The sequence below is a fragment of the Acidovorax sp. sif1233 genome, assembly GCF_019218755.1.
GTDB lineage: Bacteria > Pseudomonadota > Gammaproteobacteria > Burkholderiales > Burkholderiaceae_C > Acidovorax.
In genome coordinates this window covers 105,526-122,241 of the sequence record NZ_JAHUWZ010000004.1, presented here as the reverse complement: position 1 = coordinate 122,241, position 16,716 = coordinate 105,526, and the positions used below count along the sequence as shown (strand labels likewise).

The following is a 16,716-nucleotide window of genomic DNA, read 5'->3' as shown; positions in this document are numbered from 1 at the left end:
AGCCGAAAACAAAGATTTTGAGAGTCAGGAGCTGAAATGAGTGCATCAACCCACGGCGGAACCCCGTACTACTATGTACCCGCAGAGTCGCGTCATCCGGTGATGGCGGCAACCGGTCTGTTCTTCGTCATTCTGGGCGCGGGCCAGTGGATCAATGGCCACGACTGGGGCAAGTATTCCCTGGCACTGGGCCTGGTGTGGTGGCTGTTCACGCTGTACCAGTGGTTCGGCGATGCGGTGCGCGAGAGCGAAGGCGGCCTGTACGGCCACAAGATCGACCTGTCGTACCGCTGGAGCATGAGCTGGTTCATCTTCTCGGAAGTGATGTTCTTCGGCGCGTTCTTCACGGCACTGTGGTGGGCGCGTTCGCACTCGGTGCCCGCTCTGGGCAGCCTGGACAACGCGCTGCTGTGGCCCGATTTCAAGGCGGTCTGGCCCAGCCTTGCCGCCGGTGCCGCCGCCTCGCCGGCCGGCATCGTCGAACCCTTCCAGACCGTGGGCCCCTTCTGGCTGCCCACCATCAACACGGCGCTGCTGCTGACGTCGGGCGTGACGCTGACCATTGCCCACCATGCATTGCGCGAAAACCACCGTGGCAAGACCATCGGCTTCATGTGGGCCACGGTGCTGCTGGGCTTCGTGTTCCTGCTGGTGCAAGGCTACGAGTACTTCCATCTCTACACCGACCTGAACCTCAAGCTCAGCTCCGGCGTGTTCGGCTCCACGTTCTTCATGCTCACGGGTTTCCACGGTTTTCACGTGTTCCTGGGCATGCTGATGCTGCTGGTGATCACGCTGCGCCTGCAGAAGGGGCATTTCACCGCGGACAAGCACTTCGGCTTCGAAGGCGCCGCGTGGTACTGGCACTTCGTGGACGTGGTGTGGCTGGGCCTGTACGTGCTGGTCTACTGGATGTAACCAGGCACGCTGCCAACAAAAAAGCGCCTCGCGGCGCTTTTTTTGTTGGCAGGGCCAGGGCGGGATGAGAAGGGGGTATGCGGGGGCTTGGGCCACTGCCGCTTCATGGCCCCGGTCAACGGGAGGCCGGCAGGCCGGTGGGCTGGATGTAGCCCAGCTTCCACGCCACCAGGATGCACAGGAAGAGCACGATGGAGAGCCCCACGCGCACCGCGAGTGCCTTGGCCATGTGGCTGCCCTTGGCCTTGTCGTTGCGGCCATTGCGCATCATGAAGAACAGGGCGGAGGCCAGGCTGGCCAGAATGGCGATGAACGCCACCACTACGAGGTATTTCATGGAGAACATTATCCTGTGACAGTGTCACGTCGTCCCCTGGGCCTGCGTTTCTGGCTGATCACCCTTGCTGCGGTGGCCGGCATGCTGGCCACGGCCTCGCTCGGCCGCTGGCAGCTGTCGCGCGCCGCGGAGAAGGAGGCCCTGCAAGCCAGGCTGGAGGAGCGTGGCCGCATGCCCGCCGTCGACGCCAGAACGCTGCTCGCGGCCGCGGCGCAGCCGGATGCGGCAGCGCTCGTGCACCGTGCCGTGGTGCTGGAAGGCCGGTGGCTGCCGGAGCACACCGTGTACCTTGACAACCGCCAGATGCACGGCCGCCCCGGGTTTTTCGTGCTGACACCGCTGCAGCTGGCCGAAGGCAGCGGCGCGGTGGTGCTGGTGCAGCGTGGCTGGGCCGCTCGCAACTTCCAGGATCGCACGCAGCTGCCGCGGGTGCAGACCGTGCAGGACCAGGTGGTGCGCGTGCAGGGCCGCGTGGCGCTCCCGCCTTCGCGCCTGTATGACTTCCAGGGGGCCGATAGCGCACAGGGGTCTTCCCGCATCCGGCAAAATCTCGACCTGGCAGCGTTCCGCACCGAAACCGGTCTTGCGCTCGCCAACCTCACGGTGTTGCAGGCGGGCGAAGCAGGCGAGGGGCTGCAACGCGACTGGCCCGTGGTCGGCGCGGGCGTCGACAAGCATTACGGTTACGCATTTCAATGGTTCGGGCTCTGCGGCCTGATTGCACTTCTCTATGTCTGGTTCCAAATCGTCCGACGCTTCATTCGCCCGCGCAGCCAGCCTGCCGCCTGAGGCCCATGGGGACCACCCTCTGGGCCTCACCGTGCACACGCTGCCCCCGGCGGACGGCGCCGTGGCCACGGCCCAGCGTGCCCGCCATGGGCGATGGAAGATGTTCGGCGTCCTGCTCATCTGCGCGGCCCCGGTTATCGCCTCGTATTTCACCTACTACGTGGTTCGCCCCGAGGGCCGCCGCAACTACGGCGAACTGATCGACCCCCAGCGCACCATGCCGCAGGTCGACGCCACGTCGCTGGACGGCAATGCCGTCTCGCTGGCGTCTCTGAAGGGGCAGTGGCTCCTGGTCAGCGTGGCGGGCGGTGCCTGCGACGCGGACTGCCAGAAGCACCTGTACCTGCAGCGCCAGCTGCGTGAAAGCCTGGGCAAGGAAAAAGACCGGGTGGACTGGGTCTGGCTGGTGAATGATGCCGCCAGCGTGCCGGCCGAGCTCGCGCCCGCCCTGCAGAAGGCGACGGTGCTGCGGGTGGACGGCGCCGCGCTGGGCGCCTGGCTGGCCCCCGCCGAAGGCCATCGGTCCGCCGAGCACCTGTATGTCGTGGACCCGATGGGCAACTGGATGATGCGGTTTCCTGCGGCGATGGACACGGCCGGCGCGGCCAAGGCCAAGCGGGATCTTGAACGCCTGTTGCGCGCGTCGTCTTCCTGGGATGAAGCCGGACGCCCCGGAAAGCCGTGATGGACGCCCAGCCGCTCTACGATCTGGCGCCCATCGCCCGGCTCATGCTGCTGGGCGTGCTGATAGCGCTCGGCCCCCTGGCCTGGGTCGGTCTGCGCAACCGTGGCAGCTCTCCCATGCGGCGCCTGCAGGCGCTGACCGTGCTCACCCTGTTCCTGACCTTCGACCTGGTGCTGTTCGGCGCCTTCACGCGCCTGACCGATTCGGGCCTGGGCTGTCCTGACTGGCCCGGCTGCTACGGCAGCGCCAGCCCCGTGGGCGCGCACACCGAGATCTCCGCCGCCCAGCAGGCCATGCCCACCGGCCCCGTGACCCATGGCAAGGCCTGGGTCGAGATGATCCACCGCTACCTGGCCACCGGCGTGGGCGTGCTCATCATCGTGCTCACCGTGTCGGCCTGGGTGCAGCACCGCAAGGCCCGCCGCGACGGGGGCGAGGGGCCTCCCGTCAGCCCGTGGTGGCCCACCTTCACGCTGTTCTGGGTCTGCCTGCAGGGGGCCTTTGGCGCCTTGACGGTGACGATGAAGCTGTTTCCAGCCATCGTCACGCTGCACCTCATCGGGGGGCTGGTGCTGCTGGCGCTGCTGTGCGTGCAGGCGGTTCGCCATACCCACCGCGCCCAGGGCCGCACGCCCGTGCGCCTCTCGACGGGGCTGCGCTGGGGCCTGGTCGCCACCAGCGTGCTCGTGGCCCTGCAAGTGGTGCTGGGCGGATGGGTCAGCACCAACTACGCGGTGCTGGCGTGCACCACCTTTCCCACCTGCCAGGGGAGCTGGTGGCCCGAGATGGACTTTGGCCAGGGTTTCCAGGTCTGGCGCGCGCTGGGCATGCTGCAGGATGGCAGCCACATCAGCTTCGCGGGCCTCACGGCCATCCACTATGCGCACCGGTTGATGGCCTATGCAGTGCTCGCAGCGTTGGGCATCGTGTGGTGGGGCCTTCGGCGGGCGCACGTGTTGCCCGCCCAGTGCCGCTGGCTGGCGGGGCTTGCGCTGCTGCAGCTGGCCACGGGCCTGTCCAACGTGGTTCTGGACTGGCCGCTGGTGGCCGCCGTGCTGCACACCGGCGGCGCCGCGGCGCTGGTGGTGGTATTGACCTGGGCCCTGGTGTCCAGCCGCGCGGCATCCGCGCCCCAAGAGTTTTCCGCGCCATCGGGCGCATCGAGAGTGTCCGCATGAGTGCTGCTGCCCCCGCCGTTGTTTCCCCGCCCTCGCGCCTGTCGCAGTTCTATGCGCTGACCAAGCCCCGTGTGGTCCAGCTCATCGTCTTTTGTGCACTCATCGGCATGGTGCTGGCCGTGCCTGGGCTTCCTTCCGCACCGCAGCTGGGGCTGATGGCCCTGGCCTGCGCGGGCGTGTGGCTGGTGGCCGGCGCGGCAGCCGCTTTCAACTGCATCGTGGAGCAGGGCATCGACGCCAAGATGAAGCGCACCGCCTGGCGCCCCACGGCCAAGGGAGAACTGTCCAACGCGCAGACGCTGCTGTTCTCGGCCGTGCTGTGCGCGGCGGGGTCCGCGCTGCTGTATTTCTGGGTGAACCCGCTCACGATGTGGCTCACGTTCGCCACCTTCGTGGGCTATGCGGTCGTCTACACGGTGATCCTCAAGCCCCTCACGCCGCAAAACATCGTGATTGGCGGCGCGTCCGGCGCCATGCCCCCCGTGCTGGGCTGGGCGGCCATGACGAACGATGTGGGACCGGAAGCGCTCATCCTGTTCCTCATCATCTTCCTGTGGACGCCTCCCCACTTCTGGGCGCTGGCCCTGTACCGGGTGGAGGACTACCGCAAGTCCGGCCTGCCCATGCTGCCGGTGACGCATGGCAACGAGTTCACCCGCCTGCAGGTATTCCTGTACACCCTGATCCTGTTCGCGGGCTGCCTGATGCCCTTCGTCTACGGCATGAGTTCGTGGATCTACCTGGCCGCCGCCGTGGTGCTGAGCGCAGGCTTTTGCGGCTACGGCTTCGCGCTGTGGCGCAACTACTCGGACGCGCTGGCGCGCAAGACCTTCCGCTTTTCCCTCATTCACCTGAGCGCTCTGTTTGCAGCCCTCCTGGTGGACCATTACGTGCTGTGAACCCGACCATGCCCATGCTCAAAAGAAGTGCTCTTAAAACGATAGCTTTTGCCGCTTTGTCCATAAGCGCTGCGGGCATTTTCAGTGCCTGTTCCGAGAAAAAGGCAGAGTTTCGCGGCGTGGACATCACCGGCGCGGACTATGCCCGCGACATCCCCTTGACCGACCACAACGGCCAGGCGCGCCACATCAAGGACTTCGCGGGCAAGGTGGTGGTGGTCTTCTTCGGCTTCACGCAATGTCCCGACGTGTGTCCCACTTCCATGCAGGAGCTGGCCGAGGTCAAGAAGATGCTGGGCAAGGACGGCGACCGCCTGCAGGGCATCTTCGTGACGGTGGATCCCGAGCGCGACACGCCGGAGGTGCTCAAGGCCTACATGGCCAACTTCGACCCCAGCTTCCTGGCGCTGTACGGCTCGCCCGAGCAGCTGGCAGCCGTCGCCAAGGACTTCAAGATCTACTACAAGAAGGTCGACGGCAAGACACCCACCAGCTACACCATGGACCATTCGGCGGGCAGCTATGTCTATGACCCGGCAGGGCGCTTGCGCGTCTACAACCGCTATGGCAGCGGAGCGCAGGCCCTGGCGTCCGACGTGAAGGCGCTGCTGGCGGAAGCAGGCTGACCGGATGTGCCGCCGGGCGCTGCTGGCGCCTGCTCCGGCTTTTTGTCGTGGATTTGCCTCACGCCGGGGGGCAGGAACGCGACATACGTCACATTCGCGGCAAGTTGCAGGCCCTGGTCGGGGCCATCTGGATGCCAATGCCCGCGTGATTCTCTAGAGTGGCCCCAGGGCCTGTGCCGCCGCTGGCGGATGGCTCCATGCGATGCGCCTTGCCCCCGTGCGCGGCAAGGTGCTCTGGTGACATCCATTTTTCAAAGGAATCTGGCATCGATGCGCTTGTACGTAGACGCCACCCGGCGCAGCTGCCTGCCATTGTGGCGGGGCGGCGGGGACGGGCCTGGCCGGGCCCGACGCGATGAAGGATGAAGAAGGACCTGGGGTGATGGCCGCGGCACCCCTTTCACCGGCCGACGAGGGCGCGCTGATCCTGGCCGCCACGAACGCGGCCCCCGATGGCATCCTGCTGGTGGACCGCGGCGGCCGCATCGTCATGGCCAACGCGGCCATGGAGTCCATCTCCGGCTATGCGGCCGATGAGCTGTGCGGCAGCCCCGTCAGCCTCCTGCTGCAGCCCGCCTTGCGGGAAGCGCATGGACGCCATCTGGACAGCTACTTCCAGTCGCCGTCGCGCCGGCCCATGGGGATGGGGCGGGATCTGTGGATCGCCCGCAAGGACGGCCGGTCCGTGCCGGTGGATATCGCCCTGGGCTACACCGACGCGCAGGGCGGCACGGCCGTGGCCTTCGTGCGCGACATCTCGGAGGTGCGCAGGCTGCAGGCCCAGATGCACTTCCAGGCCACGCACGACACCCTGACCGGCCTGGTCAACCGCTGGCAGTTCGGCCAGCGGCTGGAGCAGGCCATTGCCGAAGCGGCGCTTGGCGGCCATTCCTTTGCGCTGCTGGTGCTGGACCTGGACGACTTCAAGGCCGTCAACGACGGCTATGGACACGCCGCGGGGGACCGGGTGCTTGTGGAAGTGGCGCGCAGGCTCAAGAGTGTCCTGCGCGGCGACGATACGCTGGCACGGCTGGGCGGGGACGAATTCACCGTGCTGCTGCCGCAGATCGCGCAGGTCCGCGACGTGGAACAGGTGGCCGCCCAGGTCCTCGCGGCGCTGTGCCAGCCCTTTCAGATGCATGGCTTTGAACTCGATTTCGGCGCGAGCCTGGGAATTGCCGTGTACCCGCGGGACGCGCAGGATGCGCCCACTCTCATGCGCTATGCCGACATGGCGATGTACCACGCCAAGGAGTCCGGCCGCGCGAACTACGCGTTCTACGAGCCGCCGCTGGGCGCCCGCATGGCGGAGAAGCTGCAACTGCACGAGCGCCTCAAGCTGGCCCTGGCCTACGGCGGGCTCCATCTGCACTACCAGCCGCAGGTGGAGGTGGGCAGCGGCCGCATCCAGGCGGTGGAGGCGTTGCTGCGGTGGACCGATCCCCAGCTGGGCGAGGTTCCCCCGGCCCGTTTCATTCCCGTGGCGGAGGCGACGGGCCTGATCCTTGCCGTGGGTGCGTGGGTGATCGGCACGGCGTGCCAGCAGATCGCCGAATGGGACCGGGCGGGCCTGCCGCTGCGCGTGGCGATCAACCTGTCCGCGCAGCAGCTGCGCCAGACCGACCTGGTGGAGCAGATCGAACGCAGCCTGGCCCTTCATGGCGCGCGGCCCGACCTGCTGGAGATCGAGGTGACCGAATCCGAGGCCATGGCGGACCCCGCGCAGGCCCGCGATGTGCTGTGCCGCCTGCAGGCGCTGGGCGTGTGCATCGCCCTGGACGACTTCGGCACGGGCCATTCATCCCTGGCGTACCTGAAGCACTTGCCGGTCTCCCGGATCAAGATCGATCGCGAGTTCATCCACCCTCTGCTGCACAGCAACGGCGATGCGGTCCTCGTGCAGGCCATCATCGTGCTGGCCAAGACACTGGGCTTGCACGTCGTGGCCGAAGGGGTCGAAACTGCGGAACAGCTGGGCCTGCTGGCGCAGTACGGCTGCGATGCCTACCAGGGGTGGCTGTACTCCCGGGCGGTGGCGCCAGCCCACGTCGCGCAGCTTCTGCTGGCGCAACGGGCGAGCGAGGATTCCGCCGTTCTGTAAGGGCTGCGCGCGCGGAGGCTAGGTGCCGGCTTGTTGCGCCGGGCCGCCCGCCAGCCCGATCAGGACATCGCGCTGGATTTCACAGTGCCAGCGGTCGCGGCGCACCAGCCCATGGCGCAGCGCGAGCTGGCGCAGCGTGCGCGCAATGGTTTCCCGGGTGGTGGAGAGAAGATCGGCCAGCACCTGGTGGCTGGGCAGCCGCACCAGGGAGCTGCGCTGCAGGTTGGCCAGCTGGAGCAGGGTGGCCGCCAGCTGCCCCGTCACCCCACGGATGCGGGCGATGCGTGCCCAGTCGGCCAGGCGGGCGTTCGTGTGGGCGTAGCTTTGCGCAAGCCCCCGCAGCAACTCGGAATCCAGCAGCCCCTGCTGGAGGACCGCTTCCACGGGCACCTCGCAGATGCGCCCCGCGGTCAGCGCCCGGCAGGACACGGCGGCCGGTTCCTGCACGAGCGCCGTCGAGCCCAGGGGCTGCCCGGCGCCGAACAGGCCGATCGGCCGCTCCACGCCGTCCTCGCCGCTGCACAGCACCACGACGATGCCGGTCTTGACGATCTTGAACGTCTTCTGCCCCGATTGCCCCTGCCGCAACAGCAGCTCGCCCTTGCGCACCGGACGCTCCACCAGAAGGGGCTTCCAGCCAGCGCGCCGTTTTTCGTCTTGCCGGCCCAGCAGGCACTGCTGCTGTCCTGCGCAGAGGCAGCACCCGCCACCGGAAGGCAGGGATGGGGTGGTACGGCGATGGGGCATGCGGGCGTGGGGTTCCGGGGCGGCAGGGCCCGGAACAAAAAACCCGGGCAGGATCCATGGACCTTACCCGGGTTCATGGCGCGCTGCAACAAAATGTATGCCGCCCGCCGATGGCCTGTGGGACTCTACTCCGCCTTGATCCCGCGCATCGCAATCACGCCGCCCAGCAGGCTGGTGTCGGCCTTGATGCGGTTGGCCAGCCCCTCGGGCGAGGTGCCTGCCACCTGCCATCCCTGCTGAAAGAGCTTGTTGCGCATGTCTTCGCTGCGGGCGATCTCGCTGATCACGGCGGCCAGCTTGGCCTGCAGTGGCTTGGGCATCGTGGCCGGCGCGGCAAACGCATTCCAGATTTCCAGGTTGAAGCCCCGGATACCGGCTTCCGACAGGCTCGGGATGTCGGGTGCCAGCGGGCTGCGGCCCGCCGAGGTGACGCCGATGGCGCGCAGCTTGCCGGCGCGCACCTGGGCCTGGGCGAGCGCCGGGGGCAGCAGCGCCATCTGCAGCTGGCCGCCCAGCATGGCATTGGCGACTTGCGGGTAGCCCGGATACGGGACGTGCACGGGGTTGATGTTGCTGCGCGACTTCAGCAGCTCGGTGCCGATGTGGCCCACGGTGCCCACGCCTGGTGTGCCATAGCTCCATTTGTCGCCGCCGTTGCGCGCCGCCACGAAGAAGTCGCGCGCGTCGCTGTTGGCGGGTACGCCCGGCTGCGTGACGGGCGCGGTCAGCACCAGGGGCGACGTGCCGATGAGGCTGAGCGGCGCCAGGTCCTTGAGCGGATCGTAGGGCACGGCAGGGTTGATCATCTTGGCGATGGTCATGTTGCCGTTGATCATCAGGCCGATGGTGTGGTCATCACGCGCCTTGGCCACCGCGTCGGCGCCGATGTTGCCGCCTGCCCCCACCTTGTTTTCCACGATCACCGGCTGGCCCAGGGCCTTGGACAGGGGTTCCGAGAAAGCGCGCGCGGTGAGGTCGGGCGAGGTGCCGGCCGGAAAGCCCACGATGATCTTCAGCGGCTTGTTCGGCCAGGCCTGCGCGGCCGCGGCGGGGGCCGAAGGCCTGGCGGTGTTCTGGGCGAGTGCCCAGGGGGATGCGGCGGCCAGGGCGATCAGCAGCGATGCGCGGCGGGAAACGGGGCGTGACATGGGGTGGGTCTCCTCCAAAAAAAGTTCGGGGCCATAACGACAAGGGGCCCCAGAACTGGGGCCCCTCGAGGCAACTTCTGCAGAAGCGGGATATTAACGCGCCCCCGCGGGCATTCAGGCGTACTCGGCCAGCGCCTTCTTCATCTTCTTCATGGCGGCCACCTCGATCTGGCGGATGCGCTCGGCGCTCACGCCATAGACCGCGGCCAGTTCATGCAGCGTCATGCCGCCCGTGCCGTCGTCGTTGACCTTGAGCCAGCGCTCTTCCACGATGCGGCGGCTGCGCGCGTCCAGGCTGTCCAGCGCCGTGGCGATGCCATCGGTGGCGAGCGCATCGCGCTGGCGTGATTCGATCATGGCGGTGGGCTCATGCGAGGCATCGGCCAGGAAGGCAATGGGGCCAAACGCCTGTTCGCCATCGTCCGAAGGTGCAGGGTCGAGCAGCACGTCACCACCGGACATGCGGGTTTCCATCTCGATGACTTCTTCACGCTTCACGTTGAGCTGCGCGGCCACGGTGTCGATTTCCTGCTCGGACAGCGTGTCCCGGTGCGTCGCGGCATCCGCGGCGGAAGCATCGGCCTTGAAACCCTGCTTCATCGAGCGCAGGTTGAAGAACAGCTTGCGCTGGGCCTTGGTCGTCGCGACCTTGACCATGCGCCAGTTCTTCAGGATGTATTCGTGGATCTCGGCCTTGATCCAGTGCATGGCATAGCTCACGAGGCGCACGCCCTGGTCGGGGTCGAAACGCTTCACGGCCTTCATCAGGCCGACGTTGCCTTCCTGGATCAGGTCGCCATGCGGCAGGCCGTAGCCCAGGTACTGGCGCGCAATCGACACCACGAGGCGCAGGTGCGACATCACCAGCCGTCCGGCGGCGTCCAGGTCGTTGTGGTCCTTGAGCTGGCGTGCGTACGTCTGCTCTTCTTCGTGGGTGAGCAGCGGCAGGCGGTTGACAGCGGAAATGTAGGCATCCAGATTGCCCAGCGGGGGCACCAGCGCCCAGGGGTTGGCGGGCGCCAAAGTCGTCGTCGCGGTTCCAGATTGAATGTTCATTCCGGGAATCCTTTCCTCTAAGCCATGATGTTAGCACTCTCTATGAGTGAGTGCTAAGCCCGGAGTTCCCCTCCGGTTGTTCGGGGTGGGAGGCACCTTTCTCGACGGTCGTGGTTGCCGATTTCTGTCACATCGACAGTAGTGGTGGCGTCAATCCCCCTGGGCTTGCGATGAACCCAGTCCAGGAATGCCAAGGACCGCCAAAACCCGCGCCTGCCCGTACTGAGGAGCAGGTGAAGGTGAACAACCTTTTTGGTCTTTCATGAGGTGGATGTGCGGATGACTTCGGCGAGCGGTCGAGACTATTGGAGCAGCCCGTAGCCCAGTTGGAGCTTTCGTTTGCGCACCGGTTCCTCATTGATCGTGAAACGGCCGAAGTAACGGTCGCTCCATGTTCTATGAGAGACGAGATCAAAGGCGCTATCAAACGCCATATCATGTATGCATGCGGGATTGGGCGACCAAAAATTGGTGATATCTGCCGCAAGGGTATTGCTGCGGTAATAGCGAGCCTGGGCTTCGTTCGTGGGCAGATCATTTGCCGCATGGCTTTCGAGGTACATCACCCCGTGGCAAAGGGATCGAACAATTCCAAGTGCCTTCACCATATCTGGTAAATGGTACAGGACACCGAGAAAAAGTACGTGATCAAATGTCCCCAGCTCTTTGACATTCAGGTCATAGACATTGGCACGGTGGTATTGGAAATCTCGCCCCGAGATTTCTTCCATCACTCCAAATCCATGGGCATCTTTGCTCCGATAGTCAATGGCGACAACTTCAGCACCCAGTCTGTGAGCTGCGAGAGAGAAAAATCCGTCTGAAGGGCCGATGTCAAGTACCCGCTGACCTCGAAGATCTGGGGGGAAGGAAATGTCATTGAGCAGAAAACGTGGATCATAGGTTCCAGGTGTGAAAAGACCTGGATAGATTTCAAAAGCATGATGCCAGTGCTTCACAGAAGCGACCAGTTGCTTCGCTTTTTCAATATTCAAAATTTACTCCCGTAAAATGCCACAAGTCACCAGATTAATTTGGTAAAAATTTTCGGTCATGTGCATATTTGAAGCTTGTCTGCTCAATTCATTTCTCACAAAGATAGCGGGGTATTGCGGTCTTGTGCGCAAAAGGATCGATGAGGTCCTTTGAGTAGGTTCCGGAAATAAGCCTTTGCGGGGGAAGAAAATTAGAGCGAAAAAAACGACTGAAGCTTGCCAGGTGTTCCCCGCGTGAAGTGAGCCGTAGGCAATTTGTTTGATCAATAAAAACGGTGCCAGACTGCATTTGCTCGGTAATCCGAACATCCATCAGGCGGTGCTCGCGAAAATACTCTTCACGAAAAACCAAATCCAGGCGTTGATGTTGAATGCCACCACCACGCTGTTGGAGTTTTTCAAGAATATAAAATGACAGTGAGCGATCAATGACTGTTGGGAATGTCAAGGCCATTGCATAGCCTATCAGTGCGCAGATTGAAATATTCTGTGCCTTCTCGAGTGAGCTGAATTGGCTGGAAAATGGTAGTGCCAATATAATTGCGGCATAAACCAGAAGGGCCAAGCAACAAGCCCAGATTGCGGCATATAGCACGACATCAACTTTGACCGAGTGAATGTAAAGCCAATAAGTAATCACTGCGATCACTATATACAGTAAAACCCCCGACATTGACAGGATGAATCGACGCATCAGACTGGGAGTTGCTGCGGAAAAGAAGGCTGGGTACCTTTGGCAATTGAGCCTGGATCGGCCATCAATTGGGGGAGACCGTATTCCTGTTGGTGGAACACCGGGGGGATATCGTCAATTGTCTCGACCGGTATCTTGGACGATTTTTCGAATTGGATGAGAGCCTTTAAAGGCCCGTGGTGTTTTGCCAGATGTGAGGCAATATTTAACGACGCGGCAGCCGCACATGCTGCAATGAAGATTGCGGTCGCCGTTGCAACCCCTAGCGAGAAGTTTCCTTGATCCAGTCCGACGATGAACGTGCCGAAGGCTAGGCCGCATCCTATCGCCAGCCCCCCGAATACAGCCGTGGCCACGGCGAGTCGGCGCCTTGCCACGATTGCAAAGACCGAGAAAGAGGCAATGCCATGCTGCACCAGTCGCGGGAGATTCATCTTGGAGCGGCCCGCGTATCTGTGTCCACGATCCACGCGGATGTGTTGTACCCGCAGCTCCGACACGAGCACTGTTGCGGCAATGTGCCTCGCCAGCGTGGGCATGGTGCAGAGCCGTTTGACAGCGGATCCGCGCAGCAGCATGAAGTTGCCGAAGTTCATGCGCCTGCCTGTCAAACAGAGGAAAAGGACTTTGTAGCCCACATAAAGAAGTCGGAAGAGCCTTCCTTCGTTGCGGCTGCCCCTTGACGCGACGGCGACATCAGACGCGTCTTCTAGCCCTGCAATCAACCTCTCGATGGCTTCGGGCAGATCTTCTCCGTCAGAGTCCATGATCACCACCAATTGATCATCGTGTATATGCTCTGCTATGAACCGCAAACCCACCGAAATGGCTATTTGATGGCCGAAATTGTCGTGCAGACGCAATAGATGTCCATCCATGTGGGAATGCACCCCCCGCTCGAATTCAAACGGATAGCGGCGGGACCCGTCGTCCACGATCACTACAGAATACGGGATGTGAACATGCTCGTCCAAGTGCTGCAACAGGAGCGAACATGCTTCCCGGTCTTCATAGACGGGCATGAGGACAACGAGATTGGGACACAGTTCAGACATACGAGCAGGCTCGACGGAGAAAAACGAGCGGCATTTCCATACAGTTTTGTACGAGCGAGAGCCATTTTTGCACCGGTAATTAGGATCTCCTCGGCTCTTTTTTCATGGGGACCGATCGTCGAAAAATAGCAGTTCGAGTGCGCTCATCATGATGATTGCAACGTTCAGCCACCGGCATGGGAGCAGCCCATTTTCCCGTTATGCACGCTGCAGATTGTTACACTGAAGTCGCTTGCCCAAGCGTCTACGTCCCGTTGGCATGTCGTGGTGCCCTGATTTTCACGAGGCTTGCCTGGTGTCCGCCGGATTGATGCTGTCAGTGCGGGCCACTCCTCGGGGCGAAGCCATGCACGCCAATGCGTTTCTGACAAGACGATGAACCTAGATATGCGCCATTTGGCAACTTTTGAGCGAACGCCCCCCAAGCCTGGTCTTTGGTTGCGCTTGGGCAGAGATGGGGTGGTGGCGTTGCTGCTTTTTTGCGCCGGCTTGCTGATATTCAACATCAACTTGCGAACGATCGGAGCCGCAGACACTTACGCAGCCCGGTACTTGCCGCTGTCGATCTGGAAGCATGGCACCTTAACCCTTGATCCCGTTGCGCTGCATGTGGCCCAAGGTCTTCGTCCTCCACAGAAGCCAGGCCAGATCGGTGAGGCTTGGTGGATGCTCAGGACTGCTGATGGCCACCTCGTCTCGATGTATCCTCCGGTAACGCCCGTACTGGCCGCGCCGCTTTATCTACCTGCGGTCCTGTACCTGAATGCCACCGATTGGGCGGTGCAGCGCGTAGAGCGCGTAGGCCGCATCATGGAAAAGCTTGCCGCCTCGCTCATCGCCAGTATCAGTGTCGCCTTGATGTTCTTGCTGCTTCGGCGGCAATCCGACACCAAGACGGCCGCTTGGCTGGCACTGTTGTTTGGATGGGGTACATCCACGTGGGTCATCAGCAGCCAGGCATTGTGGATGCATGGCATCGGCCAGTTGCTGGTGATCGGGTTGCTGTGGCTATCCGTCTTGCCACGACGCACGCGTTCGTGCGCAGCCGTGACGGGCCTGCTGTGTGCCCTGTTGGCTTGCAACAGGCAACCCGATGCCATTCTTGCTGCAGGCTTTGCAATCCATGCGCTTCTCAAAGATCGGGGAAATTTCAAATTCTTTGTCGTGGGTGCTGTCGTTCCCGTGGTGGCAACGTTGGCCTACAACTTGGGGGTGGTAGGTAATTGGATCGGCGGCTATGGCTTGGCCCTGCAAGGGCAAAAACTTGACATCTCTCTGCTGAATACCCTCAAGGGCGTGGGTGGACTTTTGTTCAGCCCGGTGCAGGGGTTGTTCGTATTCTCTCCGTTCCTGCTTTTTGCTCTGCCTGGCTTCCTTCATCAGGCCCGTCAACCGTCTTTGCGTTTGCTGTCGCTGTTGCTGGCGGGAGTGGTTGTGCTGCAAGTTGTTTTCTATGCCGCGGTGAACTGGAGTTCCGGTGTCAGCTGGGGCCCCCGGTTTCTGACCGATCTGCTGCCGATCCTGTTTTGGATGTTGCCCCCTGTCGTCGAGGGTTTGGGGGTCAATGCGCGGAGAGTGTTTGTGGCGCTCGGCCTGTTTGCCGTCGCCAGTTCGGCAATCGGGGCCTTTGGATACACCGGCAGCGCCCACTCGGAATACCTCAGTGCCCATCCTCCGCAGGATGCCAGCCAGCGGGTGGCGATATCCGAACGTGCCGCGTGGATGACCGAACATTCTCCGTGGTTGGCCCGCCCCAAGTTTTTCAATGATCTGTTTCCTGGGTTGTCCGGATCAATCGACCGATTGAACATTTCTCCCGAGGGACTCGCCACGGTGGAAGGATGGGCTCTTTTCGGAAGCCGCCAGCCTTTCGATGTGCACCTGCTGATCGACGGGGTGCGAGTGTCCGGTGGCACGTCCGATTTTGGGTACCGCCAAGACGAAGATGTGGGCGCCCGGAATACCGGAACCTGGAAGATATCTTTTCCGGCCGCGCTTTTGACCTCCAGTCGGCCTGTATTCAGTGCGCTGGTCCGCTCGAACCCCCAGGCAATGCCCTGGATCCTCCAGGCATTCGAACTGCCGGTTCCCGCTGCTCACGCCGCGGCTTTGATGGAGGTCCCGTGGCGAGGGGCCATTGATGCGATTCGCGTTCACCCGAACCGGGGTCTCGACGTGGTCGGTTGGATATCCTCGGGGAACAAGGTCCCGGGAAATCTTGAGCTCTGGCTGGATGACCGGCGAGAGGCGGATATCAGCTCTTTCTTCAGACGCCCGGACGTTGAGAAGGTCCTGGGCGTCACCGCTGCCAGTGGATGGAGGGCGAGCATTGCGGTGCGCGGCCTGTCAGCAGGAGAACACAGAATCTCCGTGGTGTTGCCGTCCAAAAGCCCGGCGTCAGCCCCCCAGCGTCTCGTCTCCAAAGTCTTTTCGGTTGAACCCGCTGCAGCGCCTCCCCGGTGGTCCGATGAAATGTCCATCTCCGAGATGGCAAAGTTCGCCACCTCGACGCTCGAATACCAACAGGATAGTGGGGGGTATTGGCTGACTGACTACACCAGCGAGGTGCATTTCCGGCAGCCCCATTCGGAGCTGAACGTATTTTCGACTGCGGCGATCGTCGACCTTCTGGGCCCCGTAAGTTCCAGCCTGAAATTGTCTGGCACGCTGGACAAGGCCAAACGCTTTCTTTCCGAACAGATCGAGGAGACCGGTCTGGTGCGTTACCACGGCCGTCCCGATCTTCCTTCGCATGGTGTATTGGGCTGCAGAATCACTCCCGATGCTGACGACACGGCGCTGGTCTGGCGCCTTGCCCCCGCGCTGGACGGCAAGTTGCAGGAAAAGGCCCGTGCGACGCTGGAGGCATTCAAGACTCCAGAGGGTCTTTACCGTACTTGGCTGGCCGCCCAGGATCGCTACGAGTGCATCGATCCGGGCAAGAACCCCAATCCTGCGGACATAGGTATTCAGATCCATGTCCTGATGTGGTTGTACCAAGTCGATTCCCCGGCGGCGCGGAAACTGTGTGAAGTCTTGCAGTCGCACTCCCAGGATCCGTCACTGTGGGTCTATTACCAACGCGCACCTGCCGCGGTGATGTGGCGGTTGCCTGCCCTGCAGGCCATGGGCTGCCCGTTGAAGTTGCCAGAGTCATTACTCGCCGTGCAGGATCCGGATCAGCAGCTCTGGTTGAAGGTCATTGAAGGCATCCACCTGACGGAGGCGAGGCCGGGTCGGAGCCGGCTCAAGGACAACGACAAGCTCCTGCGGACAATCGCGGCCAAGGGATTTGAGCGCGTGTGGCAATCACCGGTACTGTATTTCCACAATGATCTCACGGCGACCGTCAGCCGCTACTACTGGTCTCCAGAGCTGGGGCTTGCGCTGTGGCTTCGTTTGTTCGCCGCCAACGAGCAGGCGCGCAAGAACGTTGCTTCCTCTCATTGATGGGGTGTGGGATGCGGACACCTGCCTGGTTCCGATGG

General features: G+C 62.9%; 15 protein-coding genes. 8 read left to right on the top strand and 7 right to left on the bottom strand.

Annotated features, from left to right (window positions below):
• Positions 1-36: 36 nt before the first annotated feature.
• Positions 37-918, top strand: a complete 882-nt coding sequence (locus KW843_RS14945; RefSeq protein ID WP_218295946.1) for a cytochrome c oxidase subunit 3 — start codon at positions 37-39, stop codon at positions 916-918.
• A 115-nt stretch (positions 919-1,033) separates the two neighbouring features.
• Here the strand turns inward: KW843_RS14945 and KW843_RS14940 are convergent, their stop codons facing one another.
• Positions 1,034-1,255: a twin transmembrane helix small protein gene (locus KW843_RS14940; RefSeq protein ID WP_218295945.1), complete on the bottom strand. Its 222-nt coding sequence runs from the start codon at positions 1,253-1,255 to the stop codon at positions 1,034-1,036.
• Positions 1,256-1,270: 15 nt separating this feature from the next.
• On the opposite strand from KW843_RS14940, the gene KW843_RS14935 reads away from it, so the two are divergent.
• The 6 genes from KW843_RS14935 to KW843_RS14910 all read left to right on the top strand — a co-directional run bounded on the left by KW843_RS14935 (position 1,271) and on the right by KW843_RS14910 (position 7,533).
• Entirely contained in the window at positions 1,271-2,044 is a 774-nt protein-coding gene (locus KW843_RS14935; RefSeq protein WP_218295944.1) for an SURF1 family protein, read from the top strand.
• Positions 1,986-2,729, top strand: coding sequence for a hypothetical protein (locus KW843_RS14930; protein ID WP_218295943.1), 744 nt, complete (start codon positions 1,986-1,988; stop codon positions 2,727-2,729). Before KW843_RS14935 ends, KW843_RS14930 begins: the two co-directional genes overlap by 59 nt.
• Positions 2,729-3,907, top strand: coding sequence for a heme A synthase (locus KW843_RS14925; protein WP_218295942.1), 1,179 nt, complete (start codon positions 2,729-2,731; stop codon positions 3,905-3,907). The genes KW843_RS14930 and KW843_RS14925 overlap by 1 nt, the downstream gene beginning before the upstream one ends.
• On the top strand, positions 3,904-4,806 hold the full coding sequence (cyoE, locus tag KW843_RS14920) for a heme o synthase (RefSeq protein WP_218295941.1): 903 nt from the start codon (positions 3,904-3,906) through the stop codon (positions 4,804-4,806). Before KW843_RS14925 ends, cyoE begins: the two co-directional genes overlap by 4 nt.
• Before the next feature lie 8 nt (positions 4,807-4,814).
• Complete coding sequence (locus KW843_RS14915; protein ID WP_218295940.1) at positions 4,815-5,432, top strand: SCO family protein; 618 nt, start codon at positions 4,815-4,817, stop codon at positions 5,430-5,432.
• Positions 5,433-5,814: 382 nt separating this feature from the next.
• The gene (locus KW843_RS14910; protein ID WP_255591030.1) at positions 5,815-7,533 is read left to right on the top strand and encodes a bifunctional diguanylate cyclase/phosphodiesterase; all 1,719 of its coding nucleotides are present in this window, start codon (positions 5,815-5,817) and stop codon (positions 7,531-7,533) included.
• Positions 7,534-7,551: 18 nt separating this feature from the next.
• On the opposite strand, the gene KW843_RS14905 is transcribed toward KW843_RS14910, so the two are convergent.
• The 6 genes from KW843_RS14905 to KW843_RS14880 all read right to left on the bottom strand — a co-directional run bounded on the left by KW843_RS14905 (position 7,552) and on the right by KW843_RS14880 (position 13,195).
• On the bottom strand, positions 7,552-8,280 hold the full coding sequence (locus tag KW843_RS14905) for a Crp/Fnr family transcriptional regulator (protein ID WP_218295938.1): 729 nt from the start codon (positions 8,278-8,280) through the stop codon (positions 7,552-7,554).
• Between the two features lie 125 nt (positions 8,281-8,405).
• Positions 8,406-9,428: a tripartite tricarboxylate transporter substrate binding protein gene (locus KW843_RS14900; protein ID WP_218295937.1), complete on the bottom strand. Its 1,023-nt coding sequence runs from the start codon at positions 9,426-9,428 to the stop codon at positions 8,406-8,408.
• A gap of 114 nt (positions 9,429-9,542) precedes the next feature.
• Positions 9,543-10,484 carry an RNA polymerase sigma factor RpoH gene (rpoH, locus tag KW843_RS14895; RefSeq protein WP_218295936.1) on the bottom strand — a complete coding sequence of 314 codons (942 nt, stop codon included), beginning with the start codon at positions 10,482-10,484 and terminating at the stop codon, positions 9,543-9,545.
• Positions 10,485-10,786: 302 nt separating this feature from the next.
• Complete coding sequence (locus tag KW843_RS14890) at positions 10,787-11,479, bottom strand: bifunctional 2-polyprenyl-6-hydroxyphenol methylase/3-demethylubiquinol 3-O-methyltransferase UbiG (protein ID WP_218295935.1); 693 nt, start codon at positions 11,477-11,479, stop codon at positions 10,787-10,789.
• Between the two features lie 88 nt (positions 11,480-11,567).
• The gene (locus tag KW843_RS14885; protein ID WP_218295934.1) at positions 11,568-12,173 is read right to left on the bottom strand and encodes a hypothetical protein; all 606 of its coding nucleotides are present in this window, start codon (positions 12,171-12,173) and stop codon (positions 11,568-11,570) included.
• Positions 12,173-13,195 carry a glycosyltransferase gene (locus KW843_RS14880; RefSeq protein WP_218295933.1) on the bottom strand — a complete coding sequence of 341 codons (1,023 nt, stop codon included), beginning with the start codon at positions 13,193-13,195 and terminating at the stop codon, positions 12,173-12,175. The genes KW843_RS14885 and KW843_RS14880 overlap by 1 nt, the downstream gene beginning before the upstream one ends.
• A 408-nt stretch (positions 13,196-13,603) precedes the next feature.
• On the opposite strand from KW843_RS14880, the gene KW843_RS14875 reads away from it, so the two are divergent.
• The gene (locus tag KW843_RS14875) at positions 13,604-16,678 is read left to right on the top strand and encodes a hypothetical protein (protein ID WP_218295932.1); all 3,075 of its coding nucleotides are present in this window, start codon (positions 13,604-13,606) and stop codon (positions 16,676-16,678) included.
• Positions 16,679-16,716 lie beyond the last annotated feature (38 nt).

Excerpts from the sequence above, each read along its gene's own strand:
- KW843_RS14900 (WP_218295937.1), bottom strand. The coding sequence starts at position 9,428 with ATGTCACGCCCCGTTTCCCGCCGCGCATCGCTGCTGATCGCCCTGGCC.
- KW843_RS14910 (WP_255591030.1), top strand. The coding sequence starts at position 5,815 with ATGGCCGCGGCACCCCTTTCACCGGCCGACGAGGGCGCGCTGATCCTG.
- KW843_RS14940 (WP_218295945.1), bottom strand. The coding sequence starts at position 1,255 with ATGAAATACCTCGTAGTGGTGGCGTTCATCGCCATTCTGGCCAGCCTG.
- KW843_RS14880 (WP_218295933.1), bottom strand. The coding sequence starts at position 13,195 with ATGCCCGTCTATGAAGACCGGGAAGCATGTTCGCTCCTGTTGCAGCAC.
- cyoE (WP_218295941.1), top strand. The coding sequence starts at position 3,904 with ATGAGTGCTGCTGCCCCCGCCGTTGTTTCCCCGCCCTCGCGCCTGTCG.
- KW843_RS14925 (WP_218295942.1), top strand. The coding sequence starts at position 2,729 with ATGGACGCCCAGCCGCTCTACGATCTGGCGCCCATCGCCCGGCTCATG.
- KW843_RS14915 (WP_218295940.1), top strand. The coding sequence starts at position 4,815 with ATGCCCATGCTCAAAAGAAGTGCTCTTAAAACGATAGCTTTTGCCGCT.
- KW843_RS14930 (WP_218295943.1), top strand. The coding sequence starts at position 1,986 with ATGTCTGGTTCCAAATCGTCCGACGCTTCATTCGCCCGCGCAGCCAGC.
- KW843_RS14885 (WP_218295934.1), bottom strand. The coding sequence starts at position 12,173 with ATGCGTCGATTCATCCTGTCAATGTCGGGGGTTTTACTGTATATAGTG.
- KW843_RS14945 (WP_218295946.1), top strand. The coding sequence starts at position 37 with ATGAGTGCATCAACCCACGGCGGAACCCCGTACTACTATGTACCCGCA.
- KW843_RS14905 (WP_218295938.1), bottom strand. The coding sequence starts at position 8,280 with ATGCCCCATCGCCGTACCACCCCATCCCTGCCTTCCGGTGGCGGGTGC.
- rpoH (WP_218295936.1), bottom strand. The coding sequence starts at position 10,484 with ATGAACATTCAATCTGGAACCGCGACGACGACTTTGGCGCCCGCCAAC.
- KW843_RS14875 (WP_218295932.1), top strand. The coding sequence starts at position 13,604 with ATGAACCTAGATATGCGCCATTTGGCAACTTTTGAGCGAACGCCCCCC.